Genomic DNA, 18,384 nt, shown 5'->3' with positions numbered 1-18,384 from the left:
TCAGAAACTTCCGGCCGCGGCCGTCGCCTGCGGCTGGGCGGGCGGCTCGGCGAAGCGCCGTACGAAGTGCTCGTCCACGAGCAGCGTCGAAAGAATGCCGACGAAGGCCATGTTGTCGCCGAATCCGATGGCGCGCCCGGCCCGGCACTTTTCGTAGAGCTTGCGCACGGCGCCGGCGTCGAACAGACCCGACTCCCGCAGCCGGCTCTCGGCGAAGAGCGCTGCCACGTACTCCGCCGGGCGGCCGTTCTGGAAGAAGCTCTGACTGTCGGGCGCGCGGTACGGCTGCTTGGGTCGTTCGCGCACGCTCGCGGGCAAGAGATCCCCGGCCGCGCGCTTGAGGATGTGCTTCTCGGCCAGCCCGCGGATCTTGAAGGATGGCGGCAAACGGTTCGCGAATTCGATCACCCGGTGATCGAGGAACGGAAACCGCCCTTCGACCGAGTTCGCCATCGCCATGCGGTCGCCCTGCGAGCTCAAGAGGTATCCGCTCAGCAGCGTATGCGCTTCGACGTACTGATCGCGCCCGAGCGGAGGCCAGCGATCGATCCCGGGAGGCAGGATACGACCGATCGCCGCGTGCGGGTCGAACCCCGCCAGGGTCTGCCGCACGTCCGGGTGGAGGAACCGCCACAGACGCCGGGTCGTGGACCACCGCGGGATATGCGCGAAGTACGGGCGATCGGCCAGGTCGAGCCCTTCGCGGAAGAACGCCTCCCGGGCGACGCGGACCGAGCTCGGCGAGTGCGCGAGGTACGGATAGAGCCGGCCGAGCAGAGACGCGCGCCACCGCGACTGCGGTGCCCGCGCCCAGAAACGGCGCACCTTCGCCTCGCGGAACAGATCATAGCCGCCGAAGACCTCGTCGGCGCCCTCCCCCGTCAGCACGACCTTGTAACCGGCGGCGTGCACCGCGCCCGAAAGCAGCATCAGCGGGGCCGGCGCCGAACGCAGGATCGGCGTCTCCGCGTGCCAGACGGCGCGCGGAAAGGCCTCGCGGATATCGGCCTCGCGACACCGCAGCTCCGTATGGGTCGTCCCCAGCCATGCGACGAGATCGCGCTGGTACGGGCTCTCGTCGAACTCGGCATCCTCGAAGGTGAGCGAAAAGGTCCGCAGCGGCGTGTCCGTGTACCGCTTGATCAGGCCCGTGATGATCGACGAATCGAGGCCGCCGCTGAGATACGCGCCGACCGGGACGTCCGCCCGCAGCTGGAGCCGCACGGCATCGACCAGCAGGTGCCGCAGCTCCTCCGCATACTCCTCCTCGCTTCGATCGGCGCGGACGGGATGCTCCGGAAAGCTCCAGTCCCAGTACCTCTGCGCCTGCAGCCGGCCGCCGCACACCACCGCCCGGTATCCCGCGGGCAGCGCGCGGACGCCCGCGAAGGCGGTAGCGGGCTCGAGCGTCGTCCAGTAGGTGAAGATCTCTCCGAGACCGGCGACGTCGAGCCGACGCGGAAACCCGGGCACGCGGAAAAGCGATTTGATCTCGGAGGCGAAGTAGAGCCGCCCGCGCCACGTCGCGTAAAAGAGGGGGCGGATGCCGGTACGGTCGCGCGCGAGCAGCAGCCTGTGCGAGCGCGCGTCCCAGAGCGCGATCGCGAACTGTCCGTTCAGCCGATGGACGAAGTCGTCGCCGTACTCCTCGTACGCGTGGACGATGACCTCCGTATCGGAATGCGTGCGAAACCGATGGCCGGCCGCCTCCAGCTCCCTGCGGAGCTCGATGTAATTGAAGATCTCGCCGTTGAAGACCACCTGGATCGTCCCGTCCTCGTTCGAGATCGGCTGGTCTCCCCCCTCGAGATCGATGATGCTGAGGCGCGCGTGCGCCAGACCCGCCTCGCTGTCGGCGTAGAATCCGAAACCGTCCGGCCCGCGATGCGCCGCGGCACCGATCATGGAGGCGAGCAGCGAACGCTCCGGCGCCGCGCCCGGAGACAGGTTCAGAATACCGGCAATTCCGCACATCGCTCGACGCCGCCCGGGTGCGAATCAGTCGCGCTTCGCGAGCGTCTTGGACTCGGACTTCCCTGCCTTCGGCTCCATGTCGAGCGCCGATGCGATGTTCCGCAGCAGCGACTCGATGTTTCCCATGCGCCCGGCGAGGGCGTTGAGCGCCGGCACCAGCGCGTCCAGCCGCGTCATCTGGTGACCGACGTTGACGAGCGCCCGGGCGTGGTCCTTGAGCACCTCCTGGTACTCGTTGTTCGCCGCGGGCGGCGGCCGCAGGCGCCGCTGGTTAACGCGCTTGGCATACGGCAGCCACTGGAGCTCTTCGATGGCGCTGTTGAGCACGTGGCCGGTGATCGCCGTCTGCCCGTCGGCATAGGCGCAAACGAGCGCCGTGTCGCAAAGGGTGTTGATCAGGCGCGGAAGCCCGCCGGTGTACTTGTAGATCAGCGGAAAGGTCTCCGCGGCGAACAGGTGGCGCTCCTCCATCCCGGCGACGCGCAGCCGGTGCGTGATGTAGGCGCGCGTCGCTTCCTCCGACAGCGCCTTGATGTGATAGCGCAGGCGCACCCGCTGCAGCAGCTGCTCCATCTCCGCGGACTCCAGGAGCTCGTTGAGCTGCGGGTGTCCGACCAGGATGACGTGAAGGACCTTCTCCTTCTGCGTCTCGAGACCGGACAGCATCCGGATCTCCTCGAGCACTTTGGGGCTCAGGTTGTGGGCGTCGTCCACGATGAGCACGAGCTGTTTGTCCTTGTGGAACTGATCGATCAGGAAGGTGTTCAGCATGTCGATCAGCTCGACCTTCTTCGCATGAAACGGGTTGAGCCCGAACTCGACGAGGACGGCCTGCAGGAACTCCACTTCGTCGAGCTGCGTCTGGAAGATCTTCGCGACGAGCACGTTGTCGTCGAGCTCGGAGAGGAGCTTCTGTATCAGCGTGGTCTTGCCCGAGCCGATCTCGCCCGTGATCACCACGAACCCGTCGCGGTTCCAGATGGTGTAGTCCATGTACGCCTTGGCGCGCGCGTGCGCGTCGCTCATGTACAGGAACTCGGTGTCGGGCGTCAGACGGAAGGGGAACTCGCGCAACTTGAAGAATTCGAGGTACATGGCGGATCACCGTCGGCTGAGTGGCGAGTAAAGGGGTGCGGTGCTGTACAGCACCGTGAGCAGCGCGCGCTTGTCGACGAACTCGCTGCCGGCGTCCGTGCTCGCGCGTTCGATCCGGCGGCCTTCCAGCCCGACCGACACGTTGCGGCCCACGAGGTACGCGAGCCGAAGGCCATAATGGATGTCCTCGTCCTCGCGGACGATCTGCGCGTAGTCGATCTTGAGGTAATCGCCGAAAAGGGTCGCGCTCGTGGTCGCCGAATGCACGTATCCGAGCTCCAGGCTGCCGCCCGCCTCGTCGCGGTCCTGGAGGGTGGTTTCGAAATCGAGCTCCCGCGCGACCACGCGGACCGTCCCGCCGTAGCGGGACCCACGGCGGGTATAGAAGACATCCGCCTGGCGGGTGTAGTAGAGGTCGCTCGTGACCACGTCCGTTCCGGTCGGCGGGACGGGGGCCGCGACCGTCGCCGTGGGGCCCGTCAGGAGACCGAGCAGCGCGGCGCCGACGTCCTGGTAGCCCGCGGCCGCGGACAAACCGAAGCTCGACTCGCTCGACAGCTCGCGGCGCCACCCGAGCCGCCCGAGCGATCCTTCGAGCTCGGGCGAACGGTCGCGGTCGATCCGCGACCGGCCGGCGTCCAGCGTGAACTCCGAGCGCGCCTGCCGGATGAGCAGACGCGCGTACGCGTCGTCCCGCTTGAAGTTCTCGTTGAGGACGTCGTTGTCGAACGATACGTTCAGGTGCTCGAGGTTCAGGGACCAGACGGTCCGCGGGGACGACTGATAGAGCCAGCGGGCAATGCCCGTGTAACGGTTGTTGTCGATGTCGGCGTCGCCGACGTAGACGTTACCGTAGCGCCCGCCCAGCGAGAGGGTGTGCACGGGGCCGAAGCGGAGGTACGCGTCGGGACCGGTATTGAAGATGTTCGCGCCGGCCACGTTTCTGGGCGTCGTCGCGGTGGCGGGATCGAGGGTGACCATCCGGAAAGCGTCTTCGACCGTCCAGGTCAGTCGCTGCGGAGAGAGGGTCCACAGCGCCGACGCGTCGAGGTTGCCTACCACATCGTCGGAAAAGGTGTTCTCCGCGTAGCTCCGCGCCTCGACCTGCCCGCTGACGCGCGCAGCGAGATCCGCCGTGTTCTCCTCGTACGCGATACCGCCGACTACCGAGTTGATCCAGTCGTTGCGGGGATCGGTCGGGGTACGCTCGATGTTGGAGCTGTACTCGCTGATGTAACCGAAGCCGTAGGCCGCCTGCGCGGCATGCGCGGACGGTGCCGCCGCGCAGAGCAACACGAGCGCACCGGCAGATCGGACTCGCCCCCCCCCCCCTTCATCTGCATGTTCCCGCGTCGTTCTTTGCCGTCTGGATGTCGCGCGCCGTGGCTACGACTCAGCGTTTGCGGCCGAATTTCGGGAACTGCGGCTCGTTGTTGAACACCACACCCAGCAACTTGTTCCGATCGATGCCTTTCACGCAGGCGTCGATCTGCGAGCGCGTCACTTCGCCGTACGGCACGACCAGGACGACGTAGTCGCAGAGATCCGACAGAATCTGCGTGTCGGCGGATTCCGTCATGGGCGGGGAATCGAGGATGATGAATCGTTCCGGGTAACGCCCGCGGATATCGTCGAGCAGCCGCTTCATCTTGATCGAGGTGAAGTACTCCGCCGGCGTCTCGCGCCGGCCGCCGGCGGGAATGACGCGCAGACGTTCGATTCCCACCGCGTGGATGATCTCCGCGAGGTCCAGCTCCGGGTTCTCCAGATAATCGGTGAGTCCCACCATCTCCTCGCCGGTGAAGAGACGATGCAGCCGCGGGTTTCTCAGGTTGCAGTCGATCAGGAGGGCGGTCTTGCCCACGTCGAAGGCGAAGGCGGCGCTCAGGTTGAGGGCCACGAACGTCGTTCCGCTCTGTCCCCTGACCGCCGTGATCATCACGACGCAGTTGTTGCCCGCCGTCTTCTGCAGGATCTTCGTTCGGATCTCGCGGAACGCCTTTACCGTCGGACTCTCGCCCATCTCGGGAAAGATGATCCTGGCTTCCGCAAGCTCGTTCCTGCCTCGCACTTTCGGCTCGCGCATCAACGCAATGGCGGCGCTCGACCGCGCCCGCGCCTCCAGCTCGGAAGGTGCGGCCACGAGATCTCGCCGTTCGGATGCCTTTGCGGCCGGCCCGCCGGTCGGGACGAGAGCGAGGTGGCGCTCGCTCAACGACCGGCTCAATGCCTTTTCGATCTTGCTCATCGCGTCACACCATCTTCAGGAGTCGCAGGGTAACGACGGCGCCGATGCTGGCGACGGTCAGAAGCAGGACGGTCGCCAGCCCGTACACGTCGCGACGTGCGAGGGTGGCCTCGCGCGGCGACCACAGCTGCGGCACGGTCGCGAGCACGGGAAGTTTGTAACGGTCGGCCAGCACGGCGGCGACGCGCACGCGCGGGTCGAAGTGAAGCTTCGCGTACAGCAGGCCGATCGGAATGGCGATCCCGAGGATCAGGCCGCCGAGGACGAAATGCCAGAACCGCAGCCCGCTCGGCTGAAGCGGCAGGACCGCCGGCTCCTGAATCTTGAACGTCAGGCCCTGGTTCTCGCGGTCGAGATTCATGGACACGCGGGCGTTCTCGCGGCGCTTCAGCAGGTCCTGGTAGATCTCGCGGTTCACCTGGTAATCGCGGGTCAGCTCCGCCAGTGTGGCCGCGCCGCCCTGCATGCGCTTGCCGCGCTCCAGCTCCGCCTGCATCTGGCGCTTGGCCTCCGCGATGCGGGCGTGGAGCGTATCGACCTGGATCTGCGTGGCGGAAAGCTCCCGCCGCAGCTGCTGGTACATCGGGTTGTTGATGACGGTCTCGTCGATCGTGGCGCGCCCCGTCTGCCGTGCCTGCTCGCGCCGCTGCCGTTCCTCGGCGATCGCCTGGTTCAGGTCGTCGATCTGGTGCCGCAGCCGTACGATGTCCGGGTACGTGTCGTGGTAGCTGAGGCGCAACGTCTCGAGCTGCGAATAGAGCTCGGCGATCCGCGCCCGGTACTGGTTCTCGCGCGAGACGGCCGAGACCACCTCGGCCTCGCCCGAAAGCTGGCGCTCGAGGGACTGTTTCTTGATTTCGGTCTCGCGCAGCTCCTGCGTCGCCTCCTCGATCCGGCTCTGCAGGGTATTGAGTCGGGTGCTGATGTCCGCGTCCGCGCCCGGCTGGGCGTCGAGATTCTCCGAGCGGAACTCCTTGAGCGCCTGCTCCGCGCGCGCAAGCTTCTCGTGGTATTCCTGGACCTGCTTGTCGATGAAGTCGAAGGCCGCCTGGCTCTCGTTCGATTTCGCGTCGAGGCTTTCGGAGATGAAGAGATCCGCGAATCGCTTGGTCGTCATGTAGGCCCGTTCGGGATCGTCGTCACGGTACTCGATCTTGATGAGATTACGTCCGAGGTTCGTGATCGAGGTCTTTCGCATCACTCTCTTGAGCAACCGCTCCTGCTCGTCGGGCGCCGGTTCGCTTTCCAGCCAGCCCGTCTCGGACAGGACCTGATTCATGATCTTCCGGCCGAAGATGATCTCCCGGGCGAGTCGCGACCGGTCGGCGACCTCGGTCGTGACCGCCGCCCCCTGCATCAGCGGCTGAATGATGTTCTTTTCGTCCACGAGGATGGTCGTGTACGCCGAGTATCCCTTCGGCCACACGAGGCCGACGAGCAGCAGCGTGACGGAGATCACCACGAACATCGCCACCATGGCGCGCCGGTGGCGAAACGCCTCGTTGACGAAGATGCGGGTCAGGTGCTCGGGCAGGAAAAGCATCGTCGCTCCCTAGAAGAGGCGTTCGGGGACCGTGATCACGTCCCCGGGAATCAGCAGCACATTGGTGTCCAGTCGGCCTTTGTTCAGGATGTCGCCGAGATCGACGTCGAGCACCTCGGTCTGCTGCCCGTTCTTCTTGCGGTAGAGCTTTGCGCGGTTCGCCGCGGCGAAGTCGTTGACGCCGCCCGCCTCGAGCACCGCGTCGAGGACGGTCATGCCCTGGCGGAACGGCATCGACCGCGGGGCACGGACCGCACCGGTCACCCTGACGCGCGACAGGAACTCGTGGCTACGCAGATCCGTGAGAATGACGGCCACGCTCGGATCGCGAATATAGGTGCTGAGCTTCTGCCGGATCGACTCGGCCACCTGTGTCGGGGTCCGTCCGCCGGCCTGGACGTCGCCGATCAGCGGGACCGAGATCATGCCGTCGGGGCGCACTGGCACGGTCACCGACAGCTCCGGGTTACGCCAGACGCTGACCTGCAGGCGATCGTCGACGCCGATCTTGTACTGGCCCTCTACGGCCGGGACAAAGTTCTGCGCCGTCTTCTGGAATTCCTCGACCCGGTTGGAAGCGCAGGCGGCAAGCGCAAGCAGGACCGCGGCGAGCAGCCCGATACGTAACGTCAACATCTGGAACCCCGTCTGGTGTCTGGATTTTTCACCGCGCATTCGCTTTACTTTTCGGCAGCCGGCTCGACCACGACGGCAGGCGCGGAACGGATAAATGCAATGCGGCGGCGGATGATGGAAACGACCCATCCGTCGCGACTACCTGCCCGGTCTTTATGTTTTGTTGGGCACCCCGTATAACCGTGTGAACTATACAGGCGTCGGCAAAAGCGCGAAATGCCCGGCTCGCGGCTCGCAAATATTCGTGAAGCAAAAGCAACGGCTTAGCCCTCACTCTGCAAGTTCCGTCTGAAATTCTTTGCGCACGGCGCGATCGCCTTCCCGTCCCATGGACAACGAGTTCATCGACGACTATCGGCTGCTCGGCATAAGTCCCGGAGCCGACTGGAAGGAACTGCGAGCCGCCTACCGCGAAAGAATTCGCGCCTGGCATCCGGATCGATTCCAGGGCGACGACCGTGCCCGCGCGGAGGCCGAGAACCGCAGTAAGGCGATCAATCAGTCGTATCGCAAGCTCGCCGGCTACCACCGCCGGCACGGGTGCCTTCCGTTGTCCGCAGAGACCGGATCCGATCTCGCCGACGCCGTTTCGGCCGTCGAGCAAGGCGGCGATCGCGGACCGGCGGATACCGCGCCGAATCTCCAACCTGGGCGATTTGCGGGCGCGTTGCGTCGGCCGGGTATCTTCTGGGCCGCTATCGGTCTGCTGCTGCTCGTTCCGTACTCCGCAGTGGTTCTGGTTCCCGCGACCGAGGACGACGAAACCGGATCGACGTCCGTGGCGCCCCTCCCTCGCGAGGCGACAAACGACGCCGATCCCGGCGACGAGCGCTACTTCACGGTGGGCTCGAGAATCGGCGACGTCTACGCCGTGCAGGGCGTACCGACAAAAACCGAAAAGGACGTCTGGCACTACCACACCTCCAGGGTGTATTTCGAGGACGGTGCCGTGGTCCACTGGGAAGCGACCTCGGAGCACCCGCTCAAAGCGCGGGGCGACCTCGATCCGCTGCATTCGCAAACAGCGGCGTTTACCTACGGGTTCACCAAGGCCCAGGTACGTGCGATACAGGGCGAGCCGGTGAACGAAACCGACCGGGCCTGGGACTACGGCGTCTCGCGTGTCTATTTCGAGAACGACCGCGTCGTCGGCTGGTCGGAGTCTCCCATCAATCCGCTTCGAGCAAAGCCGTAAGGCCGCGGCTCATCGCGCGCCCTTGCCGAACAGAATGACCTGCGCCGTCTGGAAGAGAATGATCAGGTCCAGGAACAGGCTGTAGTTCTTGGCGTAGTAAAGGTCGTACTGAAGCTTCCGCATGGCATCCTGCACCGAGGCGCCGTACGGATAGCGGATCTGCGCCCACCCCGTGATTCCCGGTTTCACCGTGTGCCGGTTCAGGTAGAAAGGAATCTGCTTGGCCAGCTCCTGCACGAAGAAGGGTCGCTCCGGGCGCGGACCGACGAAACTCATGTCGCCCTTGAGCACGTTGAAGATCTGGGGCAGCTCGTCGATACGGAGCAGGCGGATGACCCGCCCGACGCGGGTGACCCGATCGTCGTTTTGTCTGGCCCATTGGGGCGACCCCGCGCGCTCGGCGTCCTGGCGCATGCTCCGGAACTTGAGAATCTTGAAGACCTGGCCGCACTCCCCGACCCGTTCCTGGCGGTACAGGATCGGCAGCCCGGTCTCGAGATAAATGAGGAAGGCGGTCAGCGCCATGATGGGAAGGGTCAGCAGCAGCAGAACCAGGCTCACGGTCACGTCGAAGCAACGCTTGACCACCGTCTTGTACGACCCCCGCTGGAAGCCGTCGGAGAACACCATCCAGCTGGGATTGAGCGAGTCGAGCTGAACGTGCCCGGTCTCCCGCTCGAAGAAGGTCGAGAGGTCCGTCACCGTCACCCCTTCCAGCTTGCATTCGAGGAGGTCCGACATGCAGAGCCCGCCGTTGCGCCGGTCGCGGATGCCGACGACCACCTCGTCGACGGCATACTTGTGCACGATGGAGAGGAGCGGTGCCTTTTCCGGCACGATCTCCGATTCATGGACAGAGTGCTCTCCGTCCTTGACGGGGAGGTAGCCCACGAGGTGGAACTTGTGGCCGCTCGGATTGGACCGCAGGAGCTTGCCGACCTCCGCGGCCCGCGTGCCGGCACCCAGCACCAGAACGCGGCGCTGCAGGGCCTGCTGGTCGACCAGCCGGAAGAAGACCATCCTTCCGAGCGCCGTTCCCGAGAAGGCGAAGAGGAAGGCGAGACCGAATGCGCCGCGGCCCAGAAACAGCGGCGGGTGGACATAGAAGATCAGCGTCATGACCACCCACCCGACGAGGAAGGCGGCCATGAAACGGGCGTAGTACAGCCAGTTGCCCTTGGGCGTCTCCCGCATGTAGAAGCCGAAGGCGGTGAGACAGGCGAGCATCACCGTCGCGAAGACGATGGCGCGCGGATAAACCGCGCCGATTTCGTCGATGTCGCCCCCCGCAAAGCGCAGACCGACGCCCAGGTACATGGATCCGTAGAAGATCGCCCCTTCCAGGGCAGCCAGCAGCAGAAGCTGGATCGGCACGTAGTGCCGGAATATCCGCACCATGGTCAACTTGACCGGTCCGGAGCCGACGGGAGAACGGCGCCCCGTGGTCGGGGTTGCGGAAGGCGTAGTCAGCCAGGAGGAACGGGCACCGGTGTCAGGCATTCGATTGTTTTCTCTTGTTCGCCTATGCGGCCTGTTTTAAGCAAATACCATGCCGCGATCGCGTGATCGGTTCCTTGTTTCTATCTCCTTTTTTCCGTACTACCGGACAGAAATGGCGGGCGCGCCCACGAGAAGCCGGCGCGGATGGTCCTTATCCCGTGCACCCCATTGTCTGGAAAGACCGTTAAATAATTATGATATCGGTCCGGTACTGATTGTACCGCTTTTTTCCGGAATACCAGACCCGCAAAAGTACTCCGTCGGGATCGGATCTCGGACCGGGCTAGAGGCGAGACAGGACGGACCGGCCCGCGGCGATGCGCTTCAGGCTGCGTTCGCGCCCGAGCAGGTACAGCGTTGCGTCGATGGGGGGAGAGACGGTACGGCCGGTCAGAAGCAGGCGCAGCGGCTGGGCCAGCTTTCCCAGCTCCACTCCGTGCACGTTCGCCGTCTCCGTGACGGCCGCGTGTATGGCTTCCTCGGTCCAGAGCGGAAGCGCTTCGAGCCGTTCCCGTGCGGCCTCGAGCACGGGCAGGATCGCGGGGGTGAGGTGTTTCGCCTTTGCCTTCTCGTCGTAGCTTTCCGGTTCCCGGTACAAGAAAAGACTGTTCTGCGCCATTTCCACCAGCGTTTTCGCGCGCTCGCGCTGCGCCTTCACGACCTCGGTCGGGTCGGGCCCCGCGGCGGGGTCCACCCCCAGCTTCCCCAGGTGGTAGGCAAGATGGTGTGCGACGTGTTTCGGGTCGCTCGTCTTGATGTAATGCTGGTTGAGCCAGAGGAGCTTCTTGGGATCGAACGACGCGGCGGCGCTGTGCACCCCCGTGATGTCGAACAGGCGAATCATCTCGTCGATCGAGAACACCTCCTGGTCGCCGTGGGACCACCCGAGCCGGACCAGGTAATTGAGAAGCGCCTCCGGCAGGTAGCCCTCCTCGCGGTACTGCATGACGCTCACGGCGCCGTGACGCTTCGACAACCTCGCCCCGTCGGGTCCGAGGATCATGGGAACGTGCGCATAGATCGGGGGCGTCGCACCGAGCGCCCGCAGCATGTTGATCTGGCGCGGGGTGTTGTTCAGGTGATCGTCGCCGCGGATGACATGCGTGATCCGCATGTCGAGATCGTCGACCATCACCGTGAAGTTGTACGTCGGCGTGCCGTCGGCGCGCGCGATGATGAGATCGTCCAGCTCGGCGTTCTGGATGACGACCCGACCCCGGATCAGGTCTTCCACGACCACCTGCCCGTCCGGCGGATTCCTGAAGCGCACGACCGGCGCGACGCCCGGCGGCGGGTGGGGCACGCCGGCCAGGCAGCGCCGGTCATAACGCGGCTTCTCCTTGCGCGCCATCTGCTCGGCCCGGAGTTGTTCCAGCCGCTCCTTCGTGCAATAGCAGCGGTACGCGGTTCCCTGCGTGAGCATCTGGTCGATCACCTCCCGGTAGCGCGGGAAGCGGTGCGTCTGGAAGAACGGCCCCTCGTCGTACTCGAGCCCGAGCCAGGTCATGCCCTCGAGGATCGCGTTGACCGATTCGGCCGTCGAGCGCTCGAGGTCCGTGTCTTCGATTCGAAGAATGAACGTACCGCCGTGGCGGCGGGCATAGAGCCAGGAGAAAAGCGCGGTGCGCGCGCCGCCGACGTGCAGGTAGCCCGTCGGGCTCGGGGCGAATCGTGTGCGGACCGTCATGGGAGAGTGCAGGGGATGCGAGGGCGGCTATGGTAAAGAAAATCGGGAGCGAAATCAGCCGCAGCCCTTCGAAAATTGACGCTGTTTTGAGGGACGGCTACACTTTCGCGCTCGCTCGGGCGATTAGCTCAGTGGTAGAGCACCGCTTTCACACGGCGGGGGCCGCAGGTTCGAACCCTGCATCGCCCACCATCCCGAATCCCCTTCGACGCCCCGGCCCGGTAGCGGCCTAGGCCTCCCACTCCTCCAGCGGCGAGGAAGGCTCGCGCTTCTCCGCCAGCAGCCGCTTGGCATCGTGCTCGGTTTTCGCGAACGCCATGCGGATGCCGTTCGGGTCGTCCGGCGATTCCTGCCGCCGGAGGTTCCGGCACGCGTCCTTGGCGTCCTTGTACTTTTCGAAGGTATCGACGAGCACGGGCTTGCGGTCGGGCCCGAAGCGAAACACGAAGTACGGCATGCTGCTCTCTCGGAAGCCGGGGAATTGGACTAGCTTGCAGCCATCAGGGTGCGAATGCAACGCCTACTCGCCGACGTGGAGGAGCTGCCCGCGGACGCGGGCGACGCGGAAGTACGCGAGGAACGCGCCCGCCCCTATACCGAGGTACGCCATGTTGAGCAGCACGGCATTGGCCAGCAGGTCGGTGCGGAACCGATGCTCGAAGAGCACCGCCCGCATGCCCTCGAACACGTGGCTCGACGGCAGGAAGAACGCCACCGACTGCAACCACTCGGGAAGGATGGCGATCGGGTAATAGACGCCCGAAAGCGGCTGCAACGCGAACACCACGAACCATGCCATGCCTTCCGCGCCGAGCCCGTAGCGCAGGACCACGCCCGACACCAGCAGGCCTATCGACCATCCCATGACGATCAGGTTCGTGAAAAACGCGATCAGCGGAAGGCCGATATCGAAGATCGAATACTCGAACAGCGGGATCGCGATGAGCGCGGCACCACCGACCCCGATGACGGTCCGGATGAGACTCATGGCGAGCAGGGCGGCGACGAGCTCGAGCGGCCGCAGCGGGCTGACGAACAGGTGCCCCAGGTTGCGCGACCACATCTCCTCCATGAAGACGAGCGAGACGCCGAGCTGACCACGGAACAGCACGTCCCAGAGGAGCACCGCCGAGATCAGCACCCCCGACGCCTGCGCCACCCAGGAGCTGTGACCGACGAGAAACACGGTGATAAACCCCCAGAGGATCATCTGCACGGTCGGCCAGTACACCAGCTCCAGCACGCGCGGCCAGGAACCGCGCAGCAGGTAGACGTGCCGCAGCACGAGCGCGCCGATTCGTGCGAGCGAGCCGAGCCTCACTTGGCGGCCTGGCGGGATTGGGCGTCGACCGCGAGGCGCCGCTCGCGGGCGATGTCGATGAACACCTCTTCCATGTTCTGCCTCCCGTAGCGCTCGAGAAGCTGGTCGGGCGTCCCGCGGTCGACCAGCCGGCCGGCGCGCAGCATGAGCACGTGATCGCACATGCGTTCGACCTCGGTCATGTTATGGGACGCCAGCAGGATCGTGGCCCCGGTTCCGTTGCGGTAGCGTTCGAGGTAGCCGCGGACGTAATCCGCGGTGTCCGGATCGAGCGACGCCGTCGGCTCATCGAGCAGGATCAGCGCGGGATCATTGAGCAGGGCCTTCGCCAGCGTGACACGGGTTTTCTGCCCGGCCGAAAGCTCTCCATAAGGCCGCCTGAGCAACGCCTCGAGATCGAGTTCCCCGGCGAGCCGCCGGATTCGCGCGGGCAGGTCCCGCAGACCGTAGAGCAGGCCGTACACGCGCAGGTTCTCGGCGACGGTCAGGCGGCGCGGCAGATCGACGTACGGCGAGGAAAAGTTCATGCGCGGCAGCACCCGATACCGCCGCCTCAGCATGTCTTCGCCGAAAATCGACAGACGCCCGTGCGTCGGCAGCAGCAACCCGAGCAGCATGGCGAGCGTCGTGGTCTTGCCGGCGCCGTTGCCGCCGAGCAGCGCGGTGGTCGAACCCTGCGTCACGTCGAAGCTGATGTCGTCCACCGCGAGCACGTCGCCGAAGCGCTTGCTCACGCGATCGACGAGGATCACGGGCGCGGACATGCGAGCGAGATTAGCGTAACGGCCCGGCGGTGTCAGGACCGCCGGACGGCGGTTGTGCTAGATTACGCGCGCCGGTCCTGCTCCGGCACTCCCCCGTTTCCACCAAGGAGGAATACATGCGTCGCATGGGTGCTTCCGCAGTCCTCGGTCTGTCGCTGGTCCTCGCCGCCGTCGCCGCTCGGGCCGCCGGGACCACGCTCACGTGGCACGGGCACGCCGCCTTCGAGATCGTGACGCCCAAGGGCAAAGTGCTGATGATCGATCCCTGGCTCAAGAACCCGACGAACCCGAGCGCCAAGAACGGAAAGGACCCGCTCGCGAGCGTGGCCAAGCTCGACTACATCCTGCTCACCCATGGCCACTTCGACCACGTGGGTGACGCGGTCGCTCTTGCCCGGAAAACCGGGGCCCGTCTCGTGACGAACTTCGAGCTCGGTACGAACCTGGCGAAGCTCCACGGTTATCCCAAGGAGCAGATGGGTTTCGACACGCTGATGAACATCGGCGGAGAGATCGCCATCGCCGAAGGCGAGGTGACCGTAGCGCTCGTTCCCGCCGTCCATTCGAGCGGACTGAACGACCCCTACGCGGGCGACAAAGACCCGGACATCGCCTATGCCGGCAACCCCGCCGGCGTCGTGGTCCGGATCCAGAACGGACCGACCATTTACCACACGGGCGACACCGCCTTCTTCAAGGACATGTCGCTCATCGGCGAGCTTTATGAGCCCGACGTCGCGCTGATCAACACCGGCGGGCATTTCGCCATGGAGCCCTACATGGCCGCCCGGGCGGCAAGGACGGTACGCGCGAAGCTGGCCGTGCCGCACCACTACGCCACGTTTCCGGTGCTCGCGCAGGACGCGAAGCGCTTCGCGGAGCAGCTCGAGAAGAGAGGCGTGTCTTATAAGATCATGACGCCGGGCTCGAGCCTGACGTTCAAGGGCGCACGCCCGATCAACAACTGAACCGGCGCGGGACCGACGCGGACCACGCCGGAAGCACGACGGCTCAGACGTCGAGCTTGCGCCAGAGACAGCGTCCCCCGCTTTTCTTGTCGAGCTCGTCCAGCCAGGCCTCGTGGGCGGCGAGCTCTTCTGCCGTCGGCCGGATGACCGCAAGTGCGTCGCGCGCCACGACGATCCGCCGGATCTCCGACTGCACCGCCGCGACGGCAGCGGCGGGGTCGCGGGCATCCTCGAACAGCGCCGTCTGGCCGCCCGTCATCGCCAGGTACACGTCGGCCAGGATTTCGGCGTCGAGGAGCGCACCGTGCAGCGCGCGCTGCGAGTTGTCGACGCCGTAGTGCCGGCAGAGCGAATCGAGGTCGTTTTTTTGTCCCGGCCGCAGGCTGCGTGCGAGCGCGAGCGTATCCGTGATCGCGCAGAGCCCCTCGATTTTCGTGATGCCGGCCCCCTCCCCCGCGGATGCGGCATCGAGTGCCGGCAACGCGCCCTCCTCGGCAAGCCGGAGGAACTCGTGGTTCAGGAAACCGACGTCGAACGGTGCGTTGTGGATGACCAGCTCCGCGCCCCGCACGAAATCCAGGAAATCGCCCGCGATGTCCGCGAAGCGCGGCTTGTCCGCCAGAAACTCGTTGGTGATCCCGTGCACCTCGATCGCCGCCGCGTCGATCTCGCGACCCGGGTTCACGTACTTGTGATACGTGTTGCCGGTGAGCCGCCGGTTCACCATCTCGACGCACCCGATTTCGATGATCCGGTGACCCTCCGCCGGATCGAGGCCGGTGGTCTCGGTGTCGAGCATGATTTGCCGCATCAGGTCGTCTCCTCCGATTGTCGTTGTGGGGGCCAGAACGCGACGAACCCGAGCAACGCGAGCGCAGCGGCCGCCTCGAACAGGATCGATGCGTTCATCGCGAACGTGTGCGCGCGTGGCGGCGCGAGCACGTAGTGCCCGATCACGCTCAGACTGGCTATCGTGTAGGCGAGAAGCGAGAACCGCGCGGTCGCACGCCGACCCCGCCGATGCGCGAGATACGCCGCGGCCGCGAGGACGGACAGCGCGAACCAGCCGAGGTCGACGGCGCCGGGTGACAGCCAGGCGGGTTCGTTCGGGTAAGCGTCGAAGAAAACGGCGTTGTGCGCGTAATGGAAGAGACTGGCGAGCAGATTGAGCGCGATCAGCCCTTGCAGGGTCCTCTCGTTGTTCTTCTTCATCCGGCCTCCCGACGCCGGCGATTCTAGCGCGATCCGCTCAGCATCTCATCGATCGCCAGATTGGCCAGCCGATCCGCGCGCTCGTTCTCCGGATGACCGCTGTGCCCCTTGATCCAGTGCCAGTGAATGCGATGCTGGCCGAGCGCGCGCTCGAGACGCTCCCACAGATCCTGGTTCTTCACCGGCTTCTTGTCGGCCGTCCTCCAGCCGCGACGCTTCCATTGCGGCAGCCACTCGGTGATCCCTTTCCTCAGGTACTCCGAGTCGGTCGTGAGCGAGACCTCGACCGGACGCTTCAGCGCCTCGAGTGCCCGGATGGCCGCCATGAGCTCCATGCGATTGTTCGTCGTCTGGGGCTCCGCGCCGTAGAGCTCCTTTTCGTGATCGCCGGCACGAAGCAGCGCACCCCAGCCGCCCGGACCCGGGTTACCGCGGCATGCCCCGTCGGTATAGATCTCGACCTTACTCATGCCGCCGAAGTCGGCGACCGACGCGCCCGTGCAGCGCGCCGCGCACGGCGGGCTCCGAGGCCGGACCGAGCGTACGCCGTGTCTTCCAGGAGACGGGCAACGGCGTCATGCCGAAGACGCGCTTCTTCGCGACAACCAGATAGACCGCCGCCATCATGGGCCACCAGCGGTCCCCGGCTTTTTCCATAAAGTAGAGCCGGTCCATGATGTTCTCGCCCTGCACCGGCGGACGGTAGTAGAGCATGCTCCCGTGGGTGAGCTCGAAATCGAGCAGCGCGAGCCAGTCCCGGATGCGGGCGAGCCGCAGAAAATTCGCCGACCAGGGAACCGCGCGCGGGCGAGCGGCGAGCAGGCGCCGCGCGCCCCACAGGCTGAGCGGGTTGAAGCCGAGAATGACGACATGGCCTTCCGGACTCAGGACGCGGCTCACTTCCCGGAGCACCTGGCGCGGGTCTTCCGCGAAATCGAGCGTGTGAGGAAGTATCGCGACGTCGATGCTGCGTGTATCGAACGGGAGGGCGTCGGGTTGCGCCAGCACGGCGATCGTCCGCGAGCCGGTCAACTGCTCGACCTGCCGGTTCATCCGCACGGGTGCGCTGCTCTCGTCGAGCACGACCCGCGCCGGGGCGACGCAGGCGTCGAGCAGGTCGAGCTTTCCGATGCGTCCGACCTGCAGGCCGACGGTCCCGTAGAGCGAGGGCAGGACATCCCGCAGATGGTGCGCCTCCAGCGCCTGGAGCGAGCGGCCGAGCGGCGTGTCGAACCATCGCCAGAGCTCATCGCGAAGCCGCGTACCGCGCGAGGGCGGCTGTTTGACCGTCGACGCCGGGCCTTTCAAACTGAAGGGCATGCCACGGGTTTTACACGTCCGCGCTTTCGAGGACAACTATATCTGGCTGCTCCGCGGCGAACCCGCCGACCGGGTAGCCGTAGTCGATCCGGGCGATGCCGAACCCGTCCTCGCCCTGCTCGCGCGCAATCGATGGCGGCTGGCGGCCGTCCTTTGCACCCACCACCACGGCGATCACGTGGGAGGCGTGGAAGGACTGCTCATGCATGAGGCAGTGCCGGTCTACGGCCCGCCGTCGCGTATTGCCTCCGTCGATCGGCCCGTGCGCGAGGGGGACGTCGTCGACCTCGACATGCTCGGCACCGCGCTGCGAGTGTTCGAGGTGCCGGGTCACACCCGGGATCACGTGGCGTATTTCGCGCCCGGGCTCCTCTTCAGCGGCGATACGCTCTTTTCGGCTGGTTGCGGACGGCTGTTCGAAGGGACGCCCGCACAGATGCACGCCTCGCTCTCGCGGCTCGCCGCTCTTCCCCCGGACACTGCCGTTTACTGCGGCCACGAGTACACCGTCGCGAACCTGCGCTTTGCGCTGGCGGTCGAGCCGGGCAATCCCGACGTCGGGCGCCATCTCGCCGAGTGCGAGCGCCGGCGGGCGCGCGATCTACCGACCCTGCCGTCCACCATCGGCCTGGAACGGCGGATCAACCCGTTTCTGCGCTCCGCCGAGCCCCACGTACGCGCCGCAGCCGAGGCGAGAACGGACCGTTCCTTGTCGACGGAAGCCGACGTGTTTGGCGAAATTCGCCGATGGAAGGACGGTTTTCGCGGTTAGAGCCGGTTGACGCTTCTCCGACCCGCGCCTACCATTCGGGAGGATGGATCGGAGAACAAGTAATAACGAGGTCCTGGCGTTTTTGTTCGGCCTCACGGTCACGTTGATCGTGTCGGGCTGCAGCACCTTTTCCGCCGACTCAAAAAAGA

The 18,384-nt window shown here is 65.6% G+C and carries 18 protein-coding genes and 1 tRNA gene; 4 read left to right on the top strand and 15 right to left on the bottom strand.

Annotated features, from left to right (window positions below; genetic code table 11):
* The 6 genes from asnB to SVA_RS06475 form a co-directional block, all read right to left on the bottom strand.
* Complete coding sequence (gene asnB / locus SVA_RS06500; protein ID WP_096460454.1) at nucleotides 1–1,974, bottom strand: asparagine synthase (glutamine-hydrolyzing); 1,974 nt, start codon at nucleotides 1,972–1,974, stop codon at nucleotides 1–3.
* A 24-nt stretch (nucleotides 1,975–1,998) separates the two neighbouring features.
* The gene (locus tag SVA_RS06495; RefSeq protein WP_096460452.1) at nucleotides 1,999–3,069 is read right to left on the bottom strand and encodes an ExeA family protein; all 1,071 of its coding nucleotides are present in this window, start codon (nucleotides 3,067–3,069) and stop codon (nucleotides 1,999–2,001) included.
* Between the two features lie 6 nt (nucleotides 3,070–3,075).
* A complete protein-coding gene (locus tag SVA_RS06490; RefSeq protein WP_096460450.1) occupies nucleotides 3,076–4,365 on the bottom strand; it encodes a porin family protein in 1,290 nt (429 codons plus the stop codon).
* A 97-nt stretch (nucleotides 4,366–4,462) separates the two neighbouring features.
* Nucleotides 4,463–5,317, bottom strand: a complete 855-nt coding sequence (locus tag SVA_RS06485) for a polysaccharide biosynthesis tyrosine autokinase (RefSeq protein WP_096460448.1) — start codon at nucleotides 5,315–5,317, stop codon at nucleotides 4,463–4,465.
* 4 nt (nucleotides 5,318–5,321) lie between these two features.
* Nucleotides 5,322–6,860, bottom strand: a complete 1,539-nt coding sequence (locus SVA_RS06480; RefSeq protein ID WP_096460446.1) for an XrtA system polysaccharide chain length determinant — start codon at nucleotides 6,858–6,860, stop codon at nucleotides 5,322–5,324.
* A gap of 9 nt (nucleotides 6,861–6,869) precedes the next feature.
* Complete coding sequence (locus SVA_RS06475; RefSeq protein ID WP_096460444.1) at nucleotides 6,870–7,496, bottom strand: XrtA/PEP-CTERM system exopolysaccharide export protein; 627 nt, start codon at nucleotides 7,494–7,496, stop codon at nucleotides 6,870–6,872.
* 328 nt (nucleotides 7,497–7,824) lie between these two features.
* On the opposite strand from SVA_RS06475, the gene SVA_RS06470 reads away from it, so the two are divergent.
* Entirely contained in the window at nucleotides 7,825–8,691 is an 867-nt protein-coding gene (locus SVA_RS06470) for a J domain-containing protein (protein ID WP_096460442.1), read from the top strand.
* 9 nt (nucleotides 8,692–8,700) lie between these two features.
* Here the strand turns inward: SVA_RS06470 and SVA_RS06465 are convergent, their stop codons facing one another.
* Together SVA_RS06465 and gltX are read right to left on the bottom strand one after the other, a co-directional pair.
* Nucleotides 8,701–10,089, bottom strand: a complete 1,389-nt coding sequence (locus tag SVA_RS06465) for a TIGR03013 family XrtA/PEP-CTERM system glycosyltransferase (protein ID WP_096460440.1) — start codon at nucleotides 10,087–10,089, stop codon at nucleotides 8,701–8,703.
* Between the two features lie 385 nt (nucleotides 10,090–10,474).
* Nucleotides 10,475–11,878 carry a glutamate--tRNA ligase gene (gltX, locus tag SVA_RS06460; protein WP_096460438.1) on the bottom strand — a complete coding sequence of 468 codons (1,404 nt, stop codon included), beginning with the start codon at nucleotides 11,876–11,878 and terminating at the stop codon, nucleotides 10,475–10,477.
* Between the two features lie 117 nt (nucleotides 11,879–11,995).
* On the opposite strand from gltX, the gene SVA_RS06455 reads away from it, so the two are divergent.
* A tRNA-Val gene (locus SVA_RS06455) sits at nucleotides 11,996–12,070 on the top strand.
* A gap of 37 nt (nucleotides 12,071–12,107) precedes the next feature.
* Here SVA_RS06455 and SVA_RS06450 read toward each other — a convergent pair.
* The 3 genes from SVA_RS06450 to SVA_RS06440 form a co-directional block, all read right to left on the bottom strand.
* Nucleotides 12,108–12,335 (bottom strand): hypothetical protein, encoded by a 228-nt coding sequence (locus SVA_RS06450; RefSeq protein WP_096460436.1) that lies wholly within the window; start codon nucleotides 12,333–12,335, stop codon nucleotides 12,108–12,110.
* 63 nt (nucleotides 12,336–12,398) lie between these two features.
* Nucleotides 12,399–13,199, bottom strand: a complete 801-nt coding sequence (locus SVA_RS06445; protein WP_096460434.1) for an ABC transporter permease — start codon at nucleotides 13,197–13,199, stop codon at nucleotides 12,399–12,401.
* Complete coding sequence (locus SVA_RS06440; RefSeq protein ID WP_096460432.1) at nucleotides 13,196–13,963, bottom strand: ABC transporter ATP-binding protein; 768 nt, start codon at nucleotides 13,961–13,963, stop codon at nucleotides 13,196–13,198. Before SVA_RS06440 ends, SVA_RS06445 begins: the two co-directional genes overlap by 4 nt.
* A 125-nt stretch (nucleotides 13,964–14,088) precedes the next feature.
* On the opposite strand from SVA_RS06440, the gene SVA_RS06435 reads away from it, so the two are divergent.
* Complete coding sequence (locus SVA_RS06435) at nucleotides 14,089–14,931, top strand: metal-dependent hydrolase (protein WP_169923991.1); 843 nt, start codon at nucleotides 14,089–14,091, stop codon at nucleotides 14,929–14,931.
* A 43-nt stretch (nucleotides 14,932–14,974) separates the two neighbouring features.
* On the opposite strand, the gene dnaQ is transcribed toward SVA_RS06435, so the two are convergent.
* The 4 genes from dnaQ to SVA_RS06415 are packed head-to-tail and all read right to left on the bottom strand — an operon-like array spanning nucleotide 14,975 to nucleotide 17,463.
* Nucleotides 14,975–15,742 carry a DNA polymerase III subunit epsilon gene (dnaQ, locus tag SVA_RS06430; RefSeq protein WP_096460428.1) on the bottom strand — a complete coding sequence of 256 codons (768 nt, stop codon included), beginning with the start codon at nucleotides 15,740–15,742 and terminating at the stop codon, nucleotides 14,975–14,977.
* On the bottom strand, nucleotides 15,742–16,143 hold the full coding sequence (locus SVA_RS06425; protein WP_096460426.1) for a hypothetical protein: 402 nt from the start codon (nucleotides 16,141–16,143) through the stop codon (nucleotides 15,742–15,744). The genes dnaQ and SVA_RS06425 overlap by 1 nt, the downstream gene beginning before the upstream one ends.
* 23 nt (nucleotides 16,144–16,166) lie before the next feature.
* A complete protein-coding gene (rnhA, locus tag SVA_RS06420; RefSeq protein WP_096460424.1) occupies nucleotides 16,167–16,613 on the bottom strand; it encodes a ribonuclease HI in 447 nt (148 codons plus the stop codon).
* On the bottom strand, nucleotides 16,606–17,463 hold the full coding sequence (locus SVA_RS06415) for a class I SAM-dependent methyltransferase (RefSeq protein ID WP_096460422.1): 858 nt from the start codon (nucleotides 17,461–17,463) through the stop codon (nucleotides 16,606–16,608). The genes rnhA and SVA_RS06415 overlap by 8 nt, the downstream gene beginning before the upstream one ends.
* Between SVA_RS06415 and gloB the strand changes: the two genes are divergently transcribed.
* Nucleotides 17,462–18,235 (top strand): hydroxyacylglutathione hydrolase, encoded by a 774-nt coding sequence (gene gloB, locus SVA_RS06410; RefSeq protein ID WP_096462847.1) that lies wholly within the window; start codon nucleotides 17,462–17,464, stop codon nucleotides 18,233–18,235. The two genes, SVA_RS06415 and gloB, sit on opposite strands and share 2 nt — an antisense overlap.
* The last annotated feature ends 149 nt before the right edge of the window (nucleotides 18,236–18,384 follow it).

It is taken from the genome of Sulfurifustis variabilis (assembly GCF_002355415.1).
GTDB classification, from domain to species: Bacteria; Pseudomonadota; Gammaproteobacteria; order Acidiferrobacterales; family Sulfurifustaceae; genus Sulfurifustis; species Sulfurifustis variabilis.
Note: the sequence above shows the minus strand (reverse complement) of the source record. Positions and strands in the feature narration are given on the sequence as shown.

Bases quoted from the DNA above. Each gene is read 5' to 3' on its own strand.
- asnB (WP_096460454.1), bottom strand. From the start codon at position 1,974: ATGTGCGGAATTGCCGGTATTCTGAACCTGTCTCCGGGCGCGGCGCCG.
- SVA_RS06495 (WP_096460452.1), bottom strand. From the start codon at position 3,069: ATGTACCTCGAATTCTTCAAGTTGCGCGAGTTCCCCTTCCGTCTGACG.
- SVA_RS06485 (WP_096460448.1), bottom strand. From the start codon at position 5,317: ATGAGCAAGATCGAAAAGGCATTGAGCCGGTCGTTGAGCGAGCGCCAC.
- SVA_RS06480 (WP_096460446.1), bottom strand. From the start codon at position 6,860: ATGCTTTTCCTGCCCGAGCACCTGACCCGCATCTTCGTCAACGAGGCG.
- SVA_RS06475 (WP_096460444.1), bottom strand. From the start codon at position 7,496: ATGTTGACGTTACGTATCGGGCTGCTCGCCGCGGTCCTGCTTGCGCTT.
- SVA_RS06470 (WP_096460442.1), top strand. From the start codon at position 7,825: ATGGACAACGAGTTCATCGACGACTATCGGCTGCTCGGCATAAGTCCC.
- SVA_RS06465 (WP_096460440.1), bottom strand. From the start codon at position 10,089: ATGGTGCGGATATTCCGGCACTACGTGCCGATCCAGCTTCTGCTGCTG.
- gltX (WP_096460438.1), bottom strand. From the start codon at position 11,878: ATGACGGTCCGCACACGATTCGCCCCGAGCCCGACGGGCTACCTGCAC.
- SVA_RS06450 (WP_096460436.1), bottom strand. From the start codon at position 12,335: ATGCCGTACTTCGTGTTTCGCTTCGGGCCCGACCGCAAGCCCGTGCTC.
- SVA_RS06440 (WP_096460432.1), bottom strand. From the start codon at position 13,963: ATGTCCGCGCCCGTGATCCTCGTCGATCGCGTGAGCAAGCGCTTCGGC.
- SVA_RS06435 (WP_169923991.1), top strand. From the start codon at position 14,089: ATGGGTGCTTCCGCAGTCCTCGGTCTGTCGCTGGTCCTCGCCGCCGTC.
- dnaQ (WP_096460428.1), bottom strand. From the start codon at position 15,742: ATGCGGCAAATCATGCTCGACACCGAGACCACCGGCCTCGATCCGGCG.
- SVA_RS06425 (WP_096460426.1), bottom strand. From the start codon at position 16,143: ATGAAGAAGAACAACGAGAGGACCCTGCAAGGGCTGATCGCGCTCAAT.
- rnhA (WP_096460424.1), bottom strand. From the start codon at position 16,613: ATGAGTAAGGTCGAGATCTATACCGACGGGGCATGCCGCGGTAACCCG.
- gloB (WP_096462847.1), top strand. From the start codon at position 17,462: ATGCCACGGGTTTTACACGTCCGCGCTTTCGAGGACAACTATATCTGG.
- SVA_RS06415 (WP_096460422.1), bottom strand. From the start codon at position 17,463: ATGCCCTTCAGTTTGAAAGGCCCGGCGTCGACGGTCAAACAGCCGCCC.